The following is a 19,474-nucleotide window of genomic DNA, read 5'->3' as shown; positions in this document are numbered from 1 at the left end:
GCGATTAGAATTTCGGGCAGGAAAGTTGCTTGCGCGCTTTGCGGTTTTTGGGTTTGCCCGAGGGGAAATTCTCAAAGGTGTACGAGAGCGAAATCTCGTGGGCGCCCCCGCTGCCTGGTCCGAGCGAGGAAATGGTGGCGTCGTAGCTATAACCAATCGAAAAATTGTCCTGACGAAAACCGGCCAAAACAATCAGTGATTCGCGGTTGGTAACACTCGGGGCGTATTTTTTCAACGGCAAACCACGATACCAAAGACCGACCACCATGGGCGAATAGGTCATATAAACACCCAGATCCAGTTGGTCGTACTTGCCCTGATACCGGTAGTTGATCGCGGGTGAAATGGTTTTTTCACGATCCCACTCATCGCCCAGGCCGGTGAAACCCGCAAAGGGAATCCGAAGGCCCGCGTGGACGCTCCCCTTCATCGGAAGACGGCTTTCGTCGCTCAGGACAAAAACGCCCTGATTGGGCCGCCCGAGGTGGTGAGCCGCCACGCCGATCCAGTACCAGTCGGAATACAGCAAACCGCCGGTTGAAAAATCCAGGTAAGAAAGGGTTGGTGAGCCGTTGGAAACCACGGGGTCGGTGGTGGGGTTGCCGGTAAAGCCGCCGTTGTTATACTGATCGCCAAAGGTGAGGCCAAACCAGTTGATCGAGCGGTTTACGTAGGAGCCTTGAACGCCCAGCCGCACGAACGTTTGTTCGGCCAATTGAATCTGGTAGGAATATTGCAAGCCAATGTCGGTGGAACGGATGCGCCCCTGACCCTGGTTATCGCTTTGCAGCATCAGGCCAACCCCACTGTTGTAGCGGTCGAAATAGTGATCGACGCTCACCATGGAGGTCACGTAATTGGTCACGGCGGGCCATTGGTTCCGGTAGTTGACCGTTACCCGTGGTGCCAAGGCCGAACCGGCAAAAGCCGGATTCAAGTACATGGGAGCCGCATAGAACTGCGAAAACTGCGGATCCTGCGCCCAAACCGTTCCGGCGATCAGCAAGCCAAAGAGGATAAGAAGGTAACGTTTTAACATAACTGTATCTTTAGTGCAAACAACTTGCCAAACTGGTTCCGGGAAAACACTAAAACATAAACGTTTTTTTACCGTAAAATTGCACTTGACCGCTTAGATAAAGGTAGTGGTAACGGATGAAACGGATGAATGGATTCCTATAAAATTTTTATAGCTGCCGTTTCGTTTACAATAACGTACTGCCGACCTTCACTGTTATATTCACAACCACTGGGAAAACCGGCAACCTACTTGATTTTATTAGCAGCGAATGACAACCTATACAGGAATGGTACGGCGGTTGGGATGGATGCTTCTGTGTTGGGGGCTGTTTGCCGGTTTGGCCCGGGCGCAAACGTCGCCGTCGGGTATTAAAGTAAGTGGAAAACTGTGCATAACAGACCCGTCGTGCGACACGGGCGTTATGTTTGAAGATACCGTACCGAATGTGCGCTCCCGTCTCTGGAGTTTTGGTGACGGAGCTTCTGGTCAGGATACCTCTTCTGCCGCAAAGCCCAAACATTCTTACAATAATCCCGGCACTTACACCGTGACGCTAACCCGAACCATGCAGGATGGTTCGATACAAACCGCGACAAGACAAGTTACCATCGGCGTCCCACCAACCCAGTTTCAGAACTGGCGGACAGACACCATGCTTTGTAACGGCCAGAAAATCACGCTTGATCCCTACCCCAACGGCGCTCCGGCGGGTGCCAGTTACCTTTGGTATCCAAAGGGAGACACGACGCGAACCATTCAGGTCGACAGCGCGGGCTGTTATTCGGTGGAAGTCTGGATCGGAACGCAGGCGGATAAACAGAAAGTCTGCTCGGTGGAAGACCGGATCAATGTGCAGGTCTGCGGACAGCGGCCCCAGCAGCAGGGTGCCAAGTGGTATTTCGGAAACAATGCCGGGATCGACTTCTCCGGCGGCAGTCCCACACCGCTGGATGACGGAAAGCTGAATACCATCGAAGGGTCGTCGTCAATCTCCAACACCAAAGGACAGCTTCTGTTTTATACCGGCGGGGTGCTCATCTACGACAAAAATGGCAATCTGATGAAACCGCTCAACCCGGCCGATACCGCCCAGTTGCAGGGGAGCCAGACCTCGACCCAATCGGCTCTGATTGTGCCGCAACCCACCTGTAAAGGCTGCGAATACCTCTACCGGGTGTATACGACCTCCGAAATTAACGGCAAAAAGATCCTGAGTGTCAGCACCGTCGACATGCGGTATAATCAGGGAACGGGTGCCATTATCGAAAAAAACACGCTGGTCGACTCCCTCACGACGGAGCGGCTGGCTTCGGTGCGGAACGACCGTGATACGACTTACTGGGTCATTTCCCACGATTACGGCAACAATAAGTTTCAGGTTTACCACGTGACCAAAGCCGGGGTTGAAGGGCCGGAAGAATACGCCCTCGGGATGCCCCACGACACCACGACGAAGGGCGAAGGGTATATGAAAATTGGTCCGGCAGATACGACCGGCAATGGAAACCGCCCCATCGCGGTGGTGGTGCCCGGTCCACCCACCAACTATGTCGAAGTGTTTACCTTCAATGATTCGACCGGGGTCATGACGGCCGGGCCAGCCATCAACATCGGCCCCGCCCCGCCCAAAGCCTACGGGGTGGAGTTTTCGCCGGATGGGTCGAAACTCTACGTTTCGTTACAGGGCGATACGGCCAATGCGTCCCAGATTCTGATTTATGACCTGACGAATCCGGACCCGGCCGCCATTGAAGCGTCCAAAACCGTGCTCGACAGTACGAAAAGCCGACAGTATGGGGCCTTGCAAATCGGCTCCGACGGGAAAATATACGTGGCCATCAAGGATGGCACCAGCCTGGGCGTGATCGACAACCCGAACGATGAACTGCTGGCCCCCGCCACCTTCGACCCGAACGGACTGAATTTGAACGGCCCCACCAGCCAGTTGGGTTTGCCCAACATGGTGGCCAACTTCAACGAACCATCTAACTCACCCGGTTTTTCGTATGCCGACACCTGCGCCGGTTCGCCCACGCAGTTTACGGTGACGCCCATGTGTCCGCCGTTGAAGGACAATTATACCTGGAATTGGGGTGACAACAGTGCGCCCTTTAGCTCGACGGCCACGCAGGCCACGCACACCTACAATGAACCGGGCGTTTATAAAGTCACTCTGCGCATCGTTACGCTCCGCTCAGATGGTCAAGTTTGTAAAGACACACTGATTCCTCAGGATGTAACCATCGTTCGGACGCCGGACCCGATCAATCTGGGGCCGGACATTGACAGTTGCAAGAATATGGTGACGCTGGACGCCAAAGTGGAAGCCAGTGTCTACATCTGGATCCGAAACGGACGATTGATACGGGGATATAATGAACGAACATTACCCGTGACCGTGCCCGGGTCGCCGGGCTATAACGGCATTCCACCGGGACGGTTTATTGTCATTGCGGCCAACGGGGGCTGTTTTTCAAGTGATACCATCAACGTGACCCTGCGCCGTCCGCCCAATTTTACGCTGGGTCCCGACACCACGCTCTGTCTGAACAGTTCCCTGACGCTGACCGCCCGGGGCAGTGGCTGGAACAGCTTCCAGTGGAGCAACGGTTCCACCGAACGGACCACGACGATTACCCAGGCGGGCACGTATTCCGTCATTGTTCGGGATGTAAACGGTTGCGAGAATACCGATACCGTCGCGGTGGTCGCTTTGCCCAAACCGGTTGTAACGGCTTTCCTGACTCCTCCTACGGGTTGTACGACGACGGACGGCAGCATCCGGCTCAGCGTTGGGTCGGCCACGGTTCGGCGGTTTGAGTGGAGTTCTGGCGGGCAACCGCTCAGCGATACGACCGCGCTGTTGCAGGGCATTCGCGATGGTGAGTATACCGTTCGGATTATCAGCGACAACGCCTGTACGGTAGACACGACCTTAACGCTTCGATCCAACAACAGCATTGAGGTTCAGGCCAATCCGCAGACGGCTTTGTGTACGATTCCGCAGAGTGGTTCCATTCGACTCACGATTGTGCGGGGACGGCCGACCGAGTTCATCTGGCGGGATGCCAATGGCGTGGTAGTGGGCAACGGTTCCGGCCTGACGGGGATCAACGGTGGCGTTTATAGCCTTGAAGCCCGCGATACAGGGGGCTGTCTGGATACGCTGAACAACATCCGGGTTCCGGTCGACACCACCGGTTTTGTCTCCCTGGGTCCTGATCGCGGCAAATGCATTGGCGATACGGTTCAATTGTCGACGCTGGTGCAAACACCCGGCGATGTCTACCTCTGGAACAGTGGTCAGACTACCCCTTCGATCAATGTAACGACGGCTGGTCCCTACCGTCTGACGGTTCGCAATTCGATTACGGGTTGCCAGGGTTCCGACGAAGTGGTGGTAACCTTCAATGCCAAACCGGTTGTAGAAGCTGGACCGCCACTTGAAATTTGCGCCAATGCGCCAGTATTGACCCTCAGCGGAGCTACACCATTGGGCGGATTCTGGACGGGTCGGGGTGTCGACAGTACCGGGCGTTTCACTCCCGCCGATAGTCTGGCGGGCCCCAATCCCATCGTGCTAACCTATTCAGCTTCCCAGGGCGGTTGTGTGGCTTTCGACCGCAAGATCGTCTTCGTTCAGGTTCCGCCAACGGTGAGCCTGGGTCCCGATACGACGCTCTGCCCGTCGCCGACCCTCCGGTTGCAAGTAACCGCGTCGGCGGGGGCCACCTATCGGTGGTCGACGGGGGCCACTACATCATCGATTCAACCCACCACATCCGGTAGTTATTCCGTGGTAGCCACATCCGGAGCCTGTACGGCGACTGATGAAGTGAAGCTCACCTTTTTACCCTTACCGACTTTCGATCTGACACGGGAGGTCCCGTTATGCGTCGGCGATCAGGGCCGGGCGGTTTTGCAGGTATCGGGAAACAGCACGCTGACGTATTTCTGGCCCCATTCCGGCGATTCCACGCCCCGGATCACTGTTCTGGAAGTAGGCCGTTATGCCGTTCGGGTAACGGGTGCCAATGGCTGTGCCGCGGTGGATACGGCGGTGGTGGTGGATAAGTGCGAACCCCGGGTTGTGCTCCCCGATGCTTTTACGCCGAACGGCGACGGCAACAATGATTTGCTGGATGTTTTCACGGCTTACGTAACGGATTTTGAGCTTCGGGTCTTCAATCGCTGGGGCGAGGTGATCTTCGTTTCCAACGATCCGGAACAGAAATGGGACGGTAATTACCGCGGCCAGGCCTACCCGTCGATGGTGTATGCCTATACCGTGAACTTCAAAAGTCTTTACTATCCGGAGCGGCCAAAAGTGCTGAAACGCGGTTCGATTCTGCTGGTTCGATAGTGGAAATATGCCCGAAGTTTTGTATATTTGAATGAAATCAGTGTCTGTGTAAGTGTCTGAAAAACAGGCCTGTTTTAAGTATAAACAACAAATACGTTCATTCAAATACCGATGCGGAAAGACATTTTGAAAGGTACCAACGAAGGCATGACGGCCACCGAAAAGGAGATTGAACGCGCCCTGCGGCCGTTGTCGTTCGAAGACTTTACGGGTCAGGCCAAAATACTCGAAAACCTGCGGATTTTCGTACAGGCCGCCCTCCAGCGTGGTGAAGCACTCGACCACGTTCTGCTCCACGGCCCTCCGGGTCTGGGGAAAACAACTCTCTCGCACATCGTTGCCAACGAGCTGAATGCCAGCATCAAGATGACCTCCGGCCCGGTGCTCGACAAACCGAGCGACCTTGCCGGTTTGCTGACCAATTTGCAGGAAAACGACGTGCTGTTTATCGACGAGATTCACCGGCTCAACCCCGTAGTGGAAGAATACCTGTACTCGGCGATGGAAGATTACAAAATTGACATTATGCTCGATTCCGGCCCGAACGCCCGAACCGTTCAGATCAAACTGAACCCGTTTACATTGATCGGGGCCACCACCCGCGCCGGGTTGCTGACGTCGCCGTTGCGGGCGCGGTTTGGGATCAACGCCCGGCTGGAATATTACGATGCGGCTTTGTTGACCACGATTGTAAACCGGTCGGCGGCCATTCTGGGAACACCCATCGAGTCCGATGGGGCTTATGAAATTGCCCGCCGGAGTCGCGGAACGCCCCGGATTGCCAACAACCTGCTTCGCCGAACGCGCGATTTTGCGCAGGTAAAAGGAAAAGGAGTCATTACGGTTGCGATTGCCGAAATGGCTCTGCGCGCACTCGACGTGGATCAGAACGGTCTCGACGAGATGGACAACCGGATTCTGACAACCATTATCGAAAAATTCAAAGGCGGGCCGGTCGGGCTGTCGACCATCGCGACGGCTTGTGGCGATGAGTCCGAAACAATCGAGGAAGTATATGAACCGTTTTTAATTCAGGAAGGCTATCTGAAGCGAACGTCGCGGGGAAGGGAAGCGACTGAAAAGGCGTATAAACACCTGGGCATCGTGCCCGCGTACCGGGATGGAGAGTTGTTCTCCTGAAAAACAAAAAAGGGAAGCGATACTGCTTCCCTTTTTTGTTACGCCAGAATTTTACTGCGGTAAATGCAATCGATAATTTCGGCTATCGAATTGTCTACCAGAAAGTAGTAAATGTTTTTGCCACTTCGCCGGATTTCAAGAATTCCTTTGTCGCGCATATTAATGAGATGGTGTGAGATCAACGACTGTTCCGCGTTCAGGTTCTTATAAATCGTTGATACGTTTAATTCTTTGTGCTCATTCAACATCTGGATGATCTTGATGCGCAACGGATGAGCGACGGCCTTCAATACGTAAGCGGCCCGCTCAATCTTTTTTTCGTCGTTAACTACCGTTTCCTTTGTCATGATTCTGTGTGCTATTTAGGTTCGTAAAGTAATTGAAATTTAGTTATTTATACGAGATAAGCAAAAAAATATACCAGTAACATTGATATGTTAATCTATTTAAAAAGGGTCTAAAACCAGTTAAGGAAGACAGCGGAATTAGCAGACAAATTCGGTCGGGTGTCCGGTTATTTACGGCCTTTCCAGCCAATCAGAAAGACGCCGAGCAGCACCAGCCCTGTGCCTACAAGCTGGGAGACTGAAATGGTTTCGTCTAAAAGCGTGGTTGCCAAAACGATGGTAAAAATGGGGCCGATGCTGGCAACAATGGAGGCATTGCCGGAACCAATGCGTTTGATGCCTTCGGCGATCATAAATGTCGGAATCACGGTGACCAAAACCGCCATCAGCAGGGCCAGCCCATACACCGGAGCGGAAAACCGGAACAGATCCAGGCCGTTGGCGATCAGGCAATGGAGAACGATGGCCAGGGTGGCCGCAATCATGGCGTAGCAGGTGTACCGCTGGGCGCCCACGCGGGCAATCATCGTATCGCTGCCCACCAGATAAACGGCGTAGACCAGCCCACTCAGAATGACCCAGAATGCCCCCAGAAACACATCTTTCTGTTGCCCGGAGTTGATGTTAGGCGCAAATGCCACCATGATGCCGGCATACGTTAACAGCACCGCCACAATCTGTAACCGGTTTACTTTACGGCCATAAACCACCATGCCGAGCAGCAAAACGAAGGTGGGATAAACAAACAGCAGGATTCGCTCCAGGCTGGCCGTGATGTAAACCAGACCCAGGAAATTCAGAAAACTGGCGATGTAGTAGCCCGTCAGGCCGAGCACACCCAGCTTTAACCAGTTTTGAATGGATAAACGGGCCGGTGGAAGCCGTCGGGACAGATTCAGGGCAATGGCTACGTAAAACGGCAACGCAAAAACCATCCGCAGCGTCAGCAGCGAAATCGCGTCGATCGGATACTGGTAGGCCATTTTGATTAAAATGCCTTTTAAGGCAAAACAAAACGCTGCCAGAAAAACCAGCAGCGCTCCAATCCAATACCGTGTCCGAGGTGATGCCGTTGTCTGCGGATCCCTCATTTTTGCCGGAAAAATATCGTTATCGGTGCTCCGTCGAACCCGAAGTGATCGCGGAGTTTGTTTTCCAGATACCGGGTATACGGTTCCTTGATGTACTGCGGCAGGTTACAGAAAAACACAAACGTGGGCGAGGGCGTCGGTAACTGAATCATATACTTGATTTTGATCAGCTTTCCTTTCGTTGCCGGGGGCGGGTAGTTCATGATTTCCTGCTGCATGGCCTCGTTGAGTTTCGAGGTCGAAATTTTCTTGTGCTTGTTTTCGTACACCTCCATCGCTTTTTCCATAACCTGGAAAATCCGCTGTTTTTCTACGACCGAAGCGAAAATAACGGGCAGGTAATCAATCGGTGCCATGCGCTGCACGATCTCCTTTTTCCACGTATCGGCGGTTTTGGTATCTTTCTCGATGGCATCCCATTTGTTCACCATCAGCAGAACCCCTTTTTTGGCCCGAACGGCCTGTCCGATAATGTTCATATCCTGCGCTTCCAGACCGCGCGTGGCGTCCAGCATCACAATCACCACATCCGACTCTTCCAGGGCCTTCAGCGAGCGCATAACCGAGTAAAACTCGATATTGTCCTTCACTTTGGCTTTGCGCCGGATCCCGGCGGTGTCGGTCAGAATGAAATCTTTCCCAAAAGCTCTGTAACGCGTGTCGATGGCGTCGCGGGTGGTGCCGGCAATGTCCGTCACGATGCTGCGTTCTTCACCGATCAGGACGTTCAGAAACGACGACTTCCCGACGTTCGGACGGCCCAGAATGGCAATGCGCGGGATGCCCGCGTTCGGATCTTCGACGCCGTCGGACGGAAAATGCTTCACAACTTCGTCCAGCAAATCGCCCGTACCGGTTCCGGTCAGGGACGAAATCGGGAACGGGTCACCCAGACCCAGCGCGTAAAATTCACCGACGGAGTTCTGCCGCAGCACGGTTTCGGATTTGTTGGCAACCACAATCACCGGTTTTTTCGACCGGCGCAGCACGTCGGCAAAATCCTTGTCCATGTCGGTCAATCCGGCCATGGTATCGACCATGAACAAAATTACGGATGCTTCATCGATGGCGATCTGAACCTGCTCCCGAATCGACTCTTCAAAAACGTCATCCGATCCGACCACATAACCGCCGGTATCGATGACAGTAAAATACTTCTCGGTCCAGTCGGCATAGCCGTAATGCCGGTCGCGCGTCACGCCCGGCTGGTTATCCATAATGGCCTGGCGCTGTTCTACCAATTTATTAAACAGCGTCGATTTACCGACATTCGGTCGGCCCACAATTGCTACAATATTTGCCATGATTCACTTTAGAGGAAAGAAGGAGCGCGTTGGCTGGCCTTCGGTTATTCTTCGTACCCAAACCTCTTCAGCGCCCGTTCTTTGGTGCGCCAATCGGGTTCAACTTTTACGTATTGTTCAAGGAACACCTTCTTGCCGAAGAAGCGTTCCAGTTCCTCACGGGCCATAATACCCGTTTTTTTAATCATTTTACCCCCTTCGCCCAGCAAAATCGCCCGTTGAGTAGCCCGCTCAACCAGGATTTCCGACTGGACAACGATGATGTCGTCTTTTTCTTTAAAGCCCGTGATGATCACTTCACAACTGTAGGGAACCTCTTTTTTGTAGTTCAGGAAAATCTTCTCGCGAATGATTTCTGAGGCAAAAAAGCGCTCGGGCCGGTCGGTCAATTCGTCTTTCGGGAAATAAGGCGGATGAACCGGCAGGCGGCTTACAATGGCTTTAAAGACATGCTTGATGTTGATGTCGGTGAGGGCGGAAATCGGAATGATGGCTTCGGATTTGAAGTTCTCCTTCCAGTACTGAATTTTCTCCTCCACCTGTTCGGGGGTCGCCAGATCGATTTTGTTGATGAGCAACAAAACCGGGGTCTGCGTTTTCTGCAACCGCTCGATCACGTCATTTTCGTCGTATTTTTCGAAAATGTCGGTCACGAACAGAATCACATCCGCGTCTTCCAGCGAACCGCGTACAAAACTCATCATCGATTCATGCAACCGGTATTGCGGCTTGATAATACCGGGCGTATCCGAATAGACCAACTGAAACTCCTGCCCGTCGTGCACCCCGTTGAGGATGCCCATGATGCGGTGGCGGGTGGTTTGCGCTTTTGAGGTGATGATCGAAAGCCGCTCGCCCACCAATTGATTCATCAGCGTCGATTTGCCGACATTGGGTTTACCGATGATGCTGACATAGCCGGCCTTATGATCCGGGCCGTAGGTTTCATTTGAAATATCCATGTAATTGACAACCAATGACTACAGAAAAAAACTCCCCTCCGGCTAAAAAAAATAGCGGGAGGGGGCAGATTTTTTCACAAAGGTAATTGTTTTTTATGAAAAACGCCTTACCTTTGCAGTCCCAACATCGCGGGATGGAGCAGTTGGTAGCTCGTTGGGCTCATAACCCAAAGGTCGCTGGTTCGAGTCCAGCTCCCGCTACAAAGAAAACCCCTGGTAAGCTGTTTAACAGTTTATTAGGGATTTTTCGATTTAAGGCGGGGACGGAAATGGGGACGTAGACGTAATATTGAGGATCAAGAGCAAAAGTTGTGGAGGGCGTAGGATTTTTTTAGGTTTGTGTTTTTAATCAAACCTGAGCGTCTTGGAGAGTTTCCTGCCTTTAGTCGAATACCTGTTACCTGATTTTATCGTAGCCTATTATGAACTGACCCGTGTCGAGAAGTCTTCGGATCTGCTTCATGTTTATCTGGAAGAGAAAAACTACCCGGAGTCCGATCCCGCTAAAGCATTTCTTTTATCGAAGGGTTTCTTACCTGAAATTACCATCCAGGACTTCCCCATCCGTGATAAACGGGTTTTCTTCATATTAAACGTCGTCGCTGGCCACCGTGGCGCGGCTCAATACCCAGACCGGTCACATCCAGCAAAGAGATTGGTCACAGGTAGCAGAGGGAACGCGAATGACGAAAGAATTCGCGCTTTTTTTAAACCAGCTTGACGGATTTATCCCCCCACAGTACCAATAGCCTGGGTCGTTTATATGGCGTTGACGGAAAACGTTTGTCCCGCCAGTATCGGACCCATTTGAGCCATTTTCAGAACTGGTCCCAGCTAAAACATGCTAAACAGTGGCTGTTATATCCCCAAAATATAGGAACGCATTTATCGATCGATGAGACTAGCCTTTCGCATGGCGAGTTATATACGATTCTGACCAATAAAGCAGCCAAAGGCCAAAAGGGCAGGGCAGTATCGTAGCCATTATCGCTGGTACAAAGGCTGAAACGATCATTCCAATCCTACGAAAAATACCCGAAAAGCTTCGTAAAAAGGTCACCGAAATCACCCTGGATATGGCGGGCAATATGAGCCTGATCGCCAAGAAATGCTTTCCACGAGCTACTCAGGTCACCGACCGATTCCATGTCCAGCAATTAGCGTTGGAAGCCGTTCAGGAAATGCGCGTCGAGTACCGGTGGGAAGCCCTGGATGCCGAAAACGAAGCCCTTGAACAAGCCAAAGCCACTCAGAGTGAGTACGAGTCCCCAGTGCTTTCCAATGGCGATACCCTTAAACAATTGCTGGCCCGCAGCCGGTATGTGCTTTATAAAAAACCGGGTGATTGGACTGAAAGCCAACGGGAACGGGCTACGCTGCTTTTTGATCGGTACCCTGATCTGAAAAAAGCCTATGATCTCAGTCAAGCCCTAAGCCAGATCTTTGAGAATACGACCGATAAACTTTATGGCTTGGCTCGTCTGGCTAAATGGCATGAAAAGGTCCGGCAGTGCGGTTTTAAGGCCTTCAACACCGTGGCCCATTCGATTCAAAACCACTATGAGACAATCCTGAATTATTTTGACAACCGCAGCACCAATGCCTCGGCCGAATCTTTCAATGCTAAAATCAAAGCGTTCCGAGCCCAGTTCAGAGGGGTAAGAAATGTGGAATTCTTTCTTTACCGATTGACGCAGTTATATGCTTAATCCAAGATGCTCCACAACTTTTGCTCTTGATCCAATATTGATCCGCTTTTATGCCTGAGGTTTGTGACCGTAAAACAGATGAGGGTCCTAGCCCTTAGAAATTATCTAATTTGCTGTTGTTCATACAGGTTTCAAGATCGGCAATGAACTGTCTGAGAATAGTATCAACCCGGTTTTTGACTCGATTGCTGGTCGATCTTTTTACCCAGTCTTCCAAGGGCTTATCATCCGCCGAATTGATCTCTAGTATGTAAATGTGGGAAATATCGTACCGGTAACGTCCGTCCTTTATCCAAACGGCCACTGGTATTAGGATCTCTGCGTAAGGTGCCAGGAGGCCGGTATCGAGCCAAATAGCGCCTTTTGTGCTTACAAATCCACTGAGAGCGTCTGATTCGATATGTCGAAGACTACGCTCCCGGAAAGCATGAGTGAAGAAGTATTTGACCCGGCCAGTTAGTTGCTCTTTGTTTGCTCCCTCTATCGTTACAACTTTGGAATAAGTGACGAGTTTAGTGTCCGGATCGACAGGAAAGCGGCCCTCTTCATCTTCTTGGGCAAGGCTGGTGAAGGCAATAAACAGACCGAAAAAGGTGAGTAACCGTTTCATGGTGTGGTTTTTAGTTGGTCATGGTATAATATTGAACCGTGAGTCCATCTATAGCGGATTGTTTTTTTATCTGGATCTATTAAAGCCGGTTCAATCTGGACTATTAATGCCGAATTCATGAAGTTATAAACGTATCAATTAATCACAAAGTCGAGTCTCGGATTGCGTTTTCGGTTAGACCTACATAATTTCTAATTCTAAAACCGACACTAGGTAGTTCGGGCCAAGTTAACTTTCTCAACTAGCCTAGAAAAATAATGAGTCTGAACCAGACTACCGGATGCTCCCACCTGGATTGAGACCACTAGGGACACGAACCGGGATGGTCTTATCAAAACCAGGATCTGTCAGGGCTTTTAAAAACGAAATGAGTTGCTCCTGCTCGAAGTCGCGCAAGGCAACTCGCTGTATTTTTACGTCCATTTGTTGAACAGCCACATGCGGATTTTGCGAAATAGGCTCGCCAATATCGTCGTAAAACTTAAGTACCTCCTGTAGAGTCTGAAACACCCCGCTATGCATATAAGGAGCCGTCAGTCCTACGTTTCGCAAGGAGGGAGTCCGAAACGCATAGGTTCCCCCCGCACCCGCGTCAGAACTTGACAGTTGGGTATTGTCAGGCACTGACATTACGTGCAGTTGGTAGTCGGAAAACATCGGTCCCGAATGGCAAAGGGGACAACCCTCGTCCTTAAAGAGCTGCATCCCCTGAACTTGTTGTTCCGTAAGGGCCGCTTTATTGCCTTTCTGGTAGCGGTCGAAGGGTGAATTCATCGCAATTAAGGTACGTTCGAAAGCCGCAATGGCTTTGCTGATGTTGGCCGCGGTAATGGCTTTGCTGTTACCAAAGACAGTCTGAAACCGTTGTCGGTACTCCGCAATAGTTGTTAAACGCGCCACCAAACTGTCTAACGCAACGGCTTCACTAAAGGCATGACCGCGCATTTCCTCAAAGCCCAAGATCGGGCTAATAACCTGATTCTCCAGGCTTTGGATGCGCGAATCCCAAAACATCGGCGCAGTCAATGGCTCATAAATTCCGTTACCACCCATGCCATTGAAGGCCGCATTGAGTAAGGTTTGTGTATTTCGCTTTGTAAAGGGCACATCATTAGGCCGCAGAAACCGGCGGCTTTGCCCATAGCCCACAGCATTAGGACCCAGGGACAGGTCCAATCCATCGGTATAGGCATTATTGGGGTGATGGCAGGTAGCACAGGCTACGTCTTTCCCTCCTGACAGGATTGGGTCCCAAAACAGTAGCTGGCCAAGTGCAGCCGTATCATTGGTAATTGGGTTACTGGCTGGAGTGCTGGTCGTACCGGGCTGAATGGGGGTACTGACTGAAGGATCTATGGCCGTACTGCGATCGTCCTTTGTACAGGCTTGGATAATGACGGTGAATAAAATAATTATCGTGAGAAGGGCTGATATATTTTTGCGCATCGTTAAAGCGGATAAAATATAAACAACATATTTTTGATCTGGCTAAATCTATTTTCTTTGATCTGGTGCAAATTTCATTACCAAGTTAAGCAAATTAAACGCCATTTTTTGGACATAGAATTTCTTGGATTGATTTCAGACTTTGTAATTAGTTTTTGAGTCAATATTCGAGGGCTGAGACTTGTTGTAGTTCATAAATTCTTCGCAGTCGCTTGACCAATGTGTTCGAGTTTTCAACTGTTGGGGCTACACAGAAAAGGTCACACAAAGTGTGGCCTTTTCTGTTTTCAGGCAGGTTTCTTTCCAAAAATACGGATCAAGCCCCCTTGAACGAGTAGGACCCGGAGATGCTCTCCAATGACGATACGCTTAAACCGTATTTTATCAGCGCAAAGTTGTAAAAAAATAGGCCGATTGGACCGATGCCAATGACCAGAATACCGGGCCATTATTTTGTACCTTTGAGATAAAAACGTACCTGTATTCATTTATCATTCCTCTCGCATGAAGTCACTTAAGTTTCTCACAACCGCTCTTGCTATTTTTCTGACGGTGGGCGGAACCGCTCAGGCCCAACTGAAAATACCAGCCGCCAGCCCCGCTCAAGTCACGAAACAAAGTTTTGCCCTGGGCGACATAACGCTGGAATACTCCCGACCAGCCATGAAAGGTCGGACCATCTTTGGGGATCTGGTTCCCTATGACAAGGTGTGGCGGACCGGTGCCAATGCCACGTCTAAAATTACCTTTTCATCGGATGTCAAACTCGAAGGCAAAGACGTAAAAGCAGGTACGTATGGATTCTTCACCATTCCCGGTAAAACCACCTGGCAAGTCATGCTTTCCAAAGACCTGAACCTGGGGGCTAACGTGGGCGACTATAAACAGGAAAACGAAGTACTGCGGGTATCGGTGAAACCGACTGCATTGGCTAACAAAGTAGAAAACTTTACCATCAATATCGCCGATATTTTGCCCAGTTCGGCGGTTTTGGAAATCATTTGGGATAAAACCCGTGTACCCGTTGCCATTACGGCCGATGTTGACCAGATCATTGTCAAGAACATCGAGGCTTCGCTGGCTTCTGATAAGCCGTCCTATTTTGAGGCCGCCAGCTATTATTATGATACCAACCGGGATTTGAAACAGGCGCTTACGTGGGTGACCAAGGCCACTGAACAAAACCCCAAGGCGTTTTGGGTGATGTTGCTCAAGGCGCGCATTCAACTGAAGTTAAACGAAAAAGCCAATGCCATTGCCAGTGCCGAGAAAACCGTTGCCCTGGCAAGCGAAGCTAAAAATGCGGATTATGTAAAAATGGCCAACGACCTGATTGCTTCCGCTAAGAAGTAATGAGAGGCCGGGAAAGTGAATCAAAAAAATAGAAAAAGTTGGCTATCGGCAGAGATCATCCTGCGATAGCCAACTTTTTTAGATTCTCCCCGATGCGGAAAATCTCAGGCCAACACCATTACGGTTTGTTGCTGTCCACCACCAGTTTATTCTCCCGGTTCACAATTTCCCAGGCGGTATAAAACACCAGCCGGGCGGATTTTTCGGCCAGCGTGAAGTTGATTTTCTCGACGTCGTCGCCGGGGCGGTGGTAGTCGGCGTGGAGGCCGTTGAAGTAAAAAATGATGGGGATTTTGTGCTTGGCAAAATTGTAATGGTCGGAGCGGTAGTAAATCCGTTGCGGGTCGCTGGGCTCGTTGTACTTGTAATCCAGCTCCATCATGGTGTATTTCCGGTTGGCATCTTCGCTGATCTGGTGCAGTTCCGACGATAATTTGTCGGAACCGATGACATAAATGTAATTGTCTGATTTGCCTTCGTGCAGATCGTCGACGCGGCCCACCATGTCGATGTTCAGATCGCAGACGGTTTTTTCCAGCGGCAAAACCGGATTTAGGTCGGTGTAATATTCCGATCCCAGCAAGCCTTTTTCTTCACCCGAAACCGTCAGAAACAGCATGCTCCGGCGGGGGCCGTGGCCTTCGGCTTTGGCTTTGGCGAAGGCCTGCGCAATTTCAATCACCGAAACCGTTCCCGAACCGTCGTCGTTGGCGCCGTTGTTCACTTGCCCGTCCGGATTGACGCCGATGTGGTCATAATGTGACGAAATCACCACGATTTCGTCTTTTTTGTCGGTGCCTTCCAGAAACCCAAGCACATTGCTGCTTTCCAGTTGCACATCTTTCCGCTCCGCTTTCAGGCTGATTTTACCTTTCAACGCGCCGGAATTGGTCTTGCCGGTTTTGTTGATTTTGGCCACCGCGCTCTGCAACTTGGCCGTTGTCGTATTAAGAACAGCCGCGGCCATGTCCTGCGTAATCAGGAACGTTCCAACGGCTCCGATCTTTTCCATGGCCGGGCGGAGGCTCAGGCGATTGAACCGGCCCATGAGCGCACTCCGTTCGGCCACCAACCGGCGGTAGGCTTCCGGCGATTCGGCCGAAACGATGAAAATTTGCTCGGCACCTTTGTCCTTGGCAATCGTGACTTTTTTCCGCAGACTCTCGTCGTTGCTCCAGTCCGAGGCTTTGGCCGAATTGGAAATCACGTAATTTCCGTTGGCCTTTTTGGGTTCACCTTCCAGAATGACGACCGCTTTTCCCTGAATATTGATTTTCGCGTAGTCGTTGTATTGATCAGTCAGGATGCCGTAGCCCGCAAACACGGTTTCTACCGACGCTTCCTGCATCACGCCAAACAAACCGTTGACAATGAAATCTTTGGGATAGGTGTACGTTTTTCCGTCGGCCTTGACGTAAAAATCGCCCCAGGTTTTCTGGTACAGCTTGAACGGTTGAAAATAGCCGGTTTTCCCGTCGTCGGTTTTGACAATAGCCTGTAAATTTTCGGCAGCAAACTGTTTGGCAATGTAATCGGCGGCTTTCCGCTGTCCTTCAGTACCGGTTTCGCGGCCCTGCATATCGTCGGCAGCCAGCACGCGCAGGTGTTTTTCGAGATCAGCCGCCGAAATGGTGTTGGCATAATCGGTGGCGGTCTGGGCCGTCGCTAAGTGCGTAATCAGCAGCAAACCGGCACTATACTTCAAATATTTCATCGGGTTGTTGTGAAGAAAATGACAAATCAAAAAAGCAGGAATAGACAATCGTCCTCCCTGCTTGTGCAAAGATAAAACGAAATTGTGGGTTAATTATGTTGACATGGGTTCACCGTTGATATCCGACTCGTCAGGCGACTTTTTCCCGGTTTTTGGCCAGGATAAACGGGACGATCAGGAAGCTCAGGCTGCTCAAAACTACATTGATTCCGAAGCCCACGGCGTGCAGAAACGTGGCGACAACGGCTCCCTCGGCGGGCGTAAAACCGTAGAGTACCAGCACCCGACTGACCAGAAAATGGTAGGTTCCGATTCCTCCCTGGGTGGGCACCGCCAGTCCGCCGAGCGAGCTAACGGCCAAAATGGTCAGAGCTGCGGTAGGAGGGAGAGAACGGGTGCTGTCCAGCGCCATCAGGAGCCAATAGATGCTCAGCCAGGAAAAAAACTGACTTAACACTGTTAGAAGTACAAACAAGTAAAGGTTGGGGAGCTGCCGAATGGCGTTAAAACCCTTCCAGAGCCCCTTAACACTGTTAGCTATTTTGAGGGCAACTGGATGTTGTTTTATATTGTAAATCAGTAACATACGCCAAATGCCAACGCCTGTCAAAACCAGAAAGGCCAACAAAACACCGAACAGAAACCAGGCGGTTTTGTCCGGTACGCGGAACGACAGGCCGGACACATAGCTCCTGGCGCGGGTTAATTCGAGCAGAAAGGTCAGCAGAAGCACCAGACCGAGCATGATCAAGTCGATGATACGCTCGGCCACGACCGAGCCAACGCCCTGCGAAAACGGCACGTTGTCGGTCCGTTGCAGCGTGGCACAGCGGGTTAGTTCGCCGGAGCCCGGCACAATCATACTGGCAATGACACCCGCCAGGGTGGCAACCGTGGCCCGGAAAGCCGTCGGAAAATACCCGAGCGCCAGCAAAGGCTGCTGCCAGCGTTTGCCCCGCACCAGATAGATCAAAACCGTGAGCAGCCCCACCAGCGCAATCCAGCCATAGTGCGCCTGCTGAAACTGTTGTCCGATGTCGGCGAATGAAATATCCTTCAGGGCATACGCCAGCAGGGAAATGGCCAGAACAAAGGGAAGGGCGGTTTTGAGAAGTTGCTTCATTCAGTTTGACTAATTGGCTGTAAGATAGGGAAACATCGGATAATTTATGGCACATAATTTGACCCAAATCCTGCGTCCTGCTACCTTTGAAAATCGCGTAGCAGATTCGGCTATACCTCGTCCAACGTTCTACCTAAGAAAGAAAATGAAGTCACTTCGGGTGCTGGTGGTGGTTCCGTGCTACAACGAGCAGCGTTCGGTTGCTGCGGTTGTGAATGATATTCACTGGGTGAAAACCCGGTTTGGCCTGTCGCTGGATACGCTGGTGGTCAATGATTGTTCAACCGACAACACGATGGCCGTTGTCCGTACGCTGGACTGCCTGCACCTTGACCTGCCCGTGAACCTCGGCATTGGGGGCTGCATGCAGGCCGGTTACAAGTATGCGTATCGCAAGGGGTATGACATTGCGGTTCAGATCGATGGCGACGGGCAGCATCCCGCCGAAGGGCTGATCAAACTGCTGCGACCGCTGTTCGATGACCAGGCCGACGTCGTCATCGGCTCCCGGTTTTTGGAACGCCAGGGATTTCAGTCGTCTTTTGTCCGGCGCATCGGGATTCGGTATTTTCGCTGGCTCAACCAGTTGCTGATTCGTAAAACTGTGCATGACAGTACGTCGGGTTTCCGGGCCTTCAACCGCAAAACCATCGAGATTGTCAACCGCTATTATCCCGACGAATACCCGGAACCGGAAGCCATCGTGCAGTTTGGATTGCATAAACTGCGGCTGCTGGAAGTGCCGGTTCTGATGGAGGAACGGCAGGGGGGAACCTCATCCATTGGCTGGGTTCAATCGGTCTATTATCTGTTCAAAGTGACGCTGGGTACCCTGTTTGTTTACATTCGTTTACGGAAAATATAGTTTTCAATTATGGAATCCTTACCCATCACCATTCAGGTTTTCAGTCTGATTGGCACTTTGATCTTCCTGGCCTTCATCGCCCGGCTTATTGTTAGAGGAAAATTGCGTGAAGAATATTCCTTCATCTGGATTGTTTGCGCAATCATTTTGCTTGTTTTTGCGGCCTGGCGGGATGGATTGACCCAGATTTCCCGGTTGTTAGGGGTTTTTTATCCACCCTCTCTTATTTTTTTAACGGCTATTTTTGCCATCATCTGTTTCCTGGTACACTTGTCGGTGGTTAACTCCAAACTGCAAAATTCCATCAAAGAATTAACGCAGGAAGTGGCCCTTTTAAAAAAAGAAGTAACGGACTTACAAGTCCCGGATAAATTGGTGATGGCGAACGAAAGCCAGACAAATTTGCCGTAATTGTCGAATCAATCC

The 19,474-nt window shown here is 51.2% G+C and carries 16 protein-coding genes and 1 tRNA gene; 8 read left to right on the top strand and 9 right to left on the bottom strand.

Annotation, left to right across the window (positions count from 1 at the left end):
* Positions 1–4: 4 nt before the first annotated feature.
* A complete protein-coding gene (locus ACO064_RS14545; RefSeq protein WP_421828000.1) occupies positions 5–1,039 on the bottom strand; it encodes a type IX secretion system membrane protein PorP/SprF in 1,035 nt (344 codons plus the stop codon).
* A 268-nt stretch (positions 1,040–1,307) separates the two neighbouring features.
* Between ACO064_RS14545 and ACO064_RS14540 the strand changes: the two genes are divergently transcribed.
* Together ACO064_RS14540 and ruvB are read left to right on the top strand one after the other, a co-directional pair.
* Positions 1,308–5,384: a PKD domain-containing protein gene (locus ACO064_RS14540; protein WP_421827999.1), complete on the top strand. Its 4,077-nt coding sequence runs from the start codon at positions 1,308–1,310 to the stop codon at positions 5,382–5,384.
* Positions 5,385–5,495: 111 nt separating this feature from the next.
* The gene (gene ruvB, locus ACO064_RS14535) at positions 5,496–6,524 is read left to right on the top strand and encodes a Holliday junction branch migration DNA helicase RuvB (protein ID WP_421827998.1); all 1,029 of its coding nucleotides are present in this window, start codon (positions 5,496–5,498) and stop codon (positions 6,522–6,524) included.
* A 38-nt stretch (positions 6,525–6,562) separates the two neighbouring features.
* On the opposite strand, the gene ACO064_RS14530 is transcribed toward ruvB, so the two are convergent.
* The 4 genes from ACO064_RS14530 to era all read right to left on the bottom strand — a co-directional run bounded on the left by ACO064_RS14530 (position 6,563) and on the right by era (position 10,228).
* A complete protein-coding gene (locus ACO064_RS14530; RefSeq protein ID WP_138992908.1) occupies positions 6,563–6,871 on the bottom strand; it encodes an ArsR/SmtB family transcription factor in 309 nt (102 codons plus the stop codon).
* Positions 6,872–7,038: 167 nt separating this feature from the next.
* Positions 7,039–7,962 carry a DMT family transporter gene (locus tag ACO064_RS14525; RefSeq protein ID WP_421827997.1) on the bottom strand — a complete coding sequence of 308 codons (924 nt, stop codon included), beginning with the start codon at positions 7,960–7,962 and terminating at the stop codon, positions 7,039–7,041.
* Entirely contained in the window at positions 7,959–9,266 is a 1,308-nt protein-coding gene (gene der / locus ACO064_RS14520; RefSeq protein WP_114407540.1) for a ribosome biogenesis GTPase Der, read from the bottom strand. Before der ends, ACO064_RS14525 begins: the two co-directional genes overlap by 4 nt.
* A 44-nt stretch (positions 9,267–9,310) precedes the next feature.
* Positions 9,311–10,228: a GTPase Era gene (gene era / locus ACO064_RS14515; protein ID WP_421827996.1), complete on the bottom strand. Its 918-nt coding sequence runs from the start codon at positions 10,226–10,228 to the stop codon at positions 9,311–9,313.
* A 128-nt stretch (positions 10,229–10,356) separates the two neighbouring features.
* On the opposite strand from era, the gene ACO064_RS14510 reads away from it, so the two are divergent.
* The 3 genes from ACO064_RS14510 to ACO064_RS14500 all read left to right on the top strand — a co-directional run bounded on the left by ACO064_RS14510 (position 10,357) and on the right by ACO064_RS14500 (position 11,937).
* Positions 10,357–10,429, top strand: a tRNA-Met gene (locus tag ACO064_RS14510).
* 163 nt (positions 10,430–10,592) lie between these two features.
* Positions 10,593–10,949 carry an ISAon1 family transposase N-terminal region protein gene (locus tag ACO064_RS14505; RefSeq protein ID WP_421827995.1) on the top strand — a complete coding sequence of 119 codons (357 nt, stop codon included), beginning with the start codon at positions 10,593–10,595 and terminating at the stop codon, positions 10,947–10,949.
* A 253-nt stretch (positions 10,950–11,202) separates the two neighbouring features.
* Positions 11,203–11,937, top strand: coding sequence for an ISAon1 family transposase (locus ACO064_RS14500; protein WP_421831024.1), 735 nt, complete (start codon positions 11,203–11,205; stop codon positions 11,935–11,937).
* A 94-nt stretch (positions 11,938–12,031) separates the two neighbouring features.
* Here the strand turns inward: ACO064_RS14500 and ACO064_RS14495 are convergent, their stop codons facing one another.
* Positions 12,032–12,547, bottom strand: a complete 516-nt coding sequence (locus ACO064_RS14495) for a hypothetical protein (RefSeq protein ID WP_421827994.1) — start codon at positions 12,545–12,547, stop codon at positions 12,032–12,034.
* 273 nt (positions 12,548–12,820) lie between these two features.
* Positions 12,821–13,993 carry a cytochrome-c peroxidase gene (locus tag ACO064_RS14490; RefSeq protein ID WP_421827993.1) on the bottom strand — a complete coding sequence of 391 codons (1,173 nt, stop codon included), beginning with the start codon at positions 13,991–13,993 and terminating at the stop codon, positions 12,821–12,823.
* A 504-nt stretch (positions 13,994–14,497) separates the two neighbouring features.
* Between ACO064_RS14490 and ACO064_RS14485 the strand changes: the two genes are divergently transcribed.
* Positions 14,498–15,346: a DUF2911 domain-containing protein gene (locus ACO064_RS14485; protein ID WP_421827992.1), complete on the top strand. Its 849-nt coding sequence runs from the start codon at positions 14,498–14,500 to the stop codon at positions 15,344–15,346.
* A gap of 118 nt (positions 15,347–15,464) precedes the next feature.
* Here ACO064_RS14485 and ACO064_RS14480 read toward each other — a convergent pair whose 3' ends face one another.
* Together ACO064_RS14480 and ACO064_RS14475 are read right to left on the bottom strand one after the other, a co-directional pair.
* Positions 15,465–17,060 (bottom strand): M28 family peptidase, encoded by a 1,596-nt coding sequence (locus ACO064_RS14480; RefSeq protein WP_421827991.1) that lies wholly within the window; start codon positions 17,058–17,060, stop codon positions 15,465–15,467.
* 130 nt (positions 17,061–17,190) lie between these two features.
* Positions 17,191–18,183, bottom strand: a complete 993-nt coding sequence (locus ACO064_RS14475; RefSeq protein ID WP_421827990.1) for a lysylphosphatidylglycerol synthase transmembrane domain-containing protein — start codon at positions 18,181–18,183, stop codon at positions 17,191–17,193.
* A 145-nt stretch (positions 18,184–18,328) separates the two neighbouring features.
* Between ACO064_RS14475 and ACO064_RS14470 the strand changes: the two genes are divergently transcribed.
* Together ACO064_RS14470 and ACO064_RS14465 are read left to right on the top strand one after the other, a co-directional pair.
* Positions 18,329–19,048, top strand: coding sequence for a glycosyltransferase family 2 protein (locus ACO064_RS14470; protein ID WP_114407535.1), 720 nt, complete (start codon positions 18,329–18,331; stop codon positions 19,046–19,048).
* A gap of 9 nt (positions 19,049–19,057) precedes the next feature.
* Entirely contained in the window at positions 19,058–19,459 is a 402-nt protein-coding gene (locus ACO064_RS14465) for a DUF2304 domain-containing protein (protein WP_421827989.1), read from the top strand.
* Positions 19,460–19,474 lie beyond the last annotated feature (15 nt).

Origin of the sequence: Larkinella sp., assembly GCF_965227735.1 — a bacterium.
Taxonomy (GTDB): domain Bacteria; phylum Bacteroidota; class Bacteroidia; order Cytophagales; family Spirosomataceae; genus Larkinella.
Note: the sequence above shows the minus strand (reverse complement) of the source record. Positions and strands in the feature narration are given on the sequence as shown.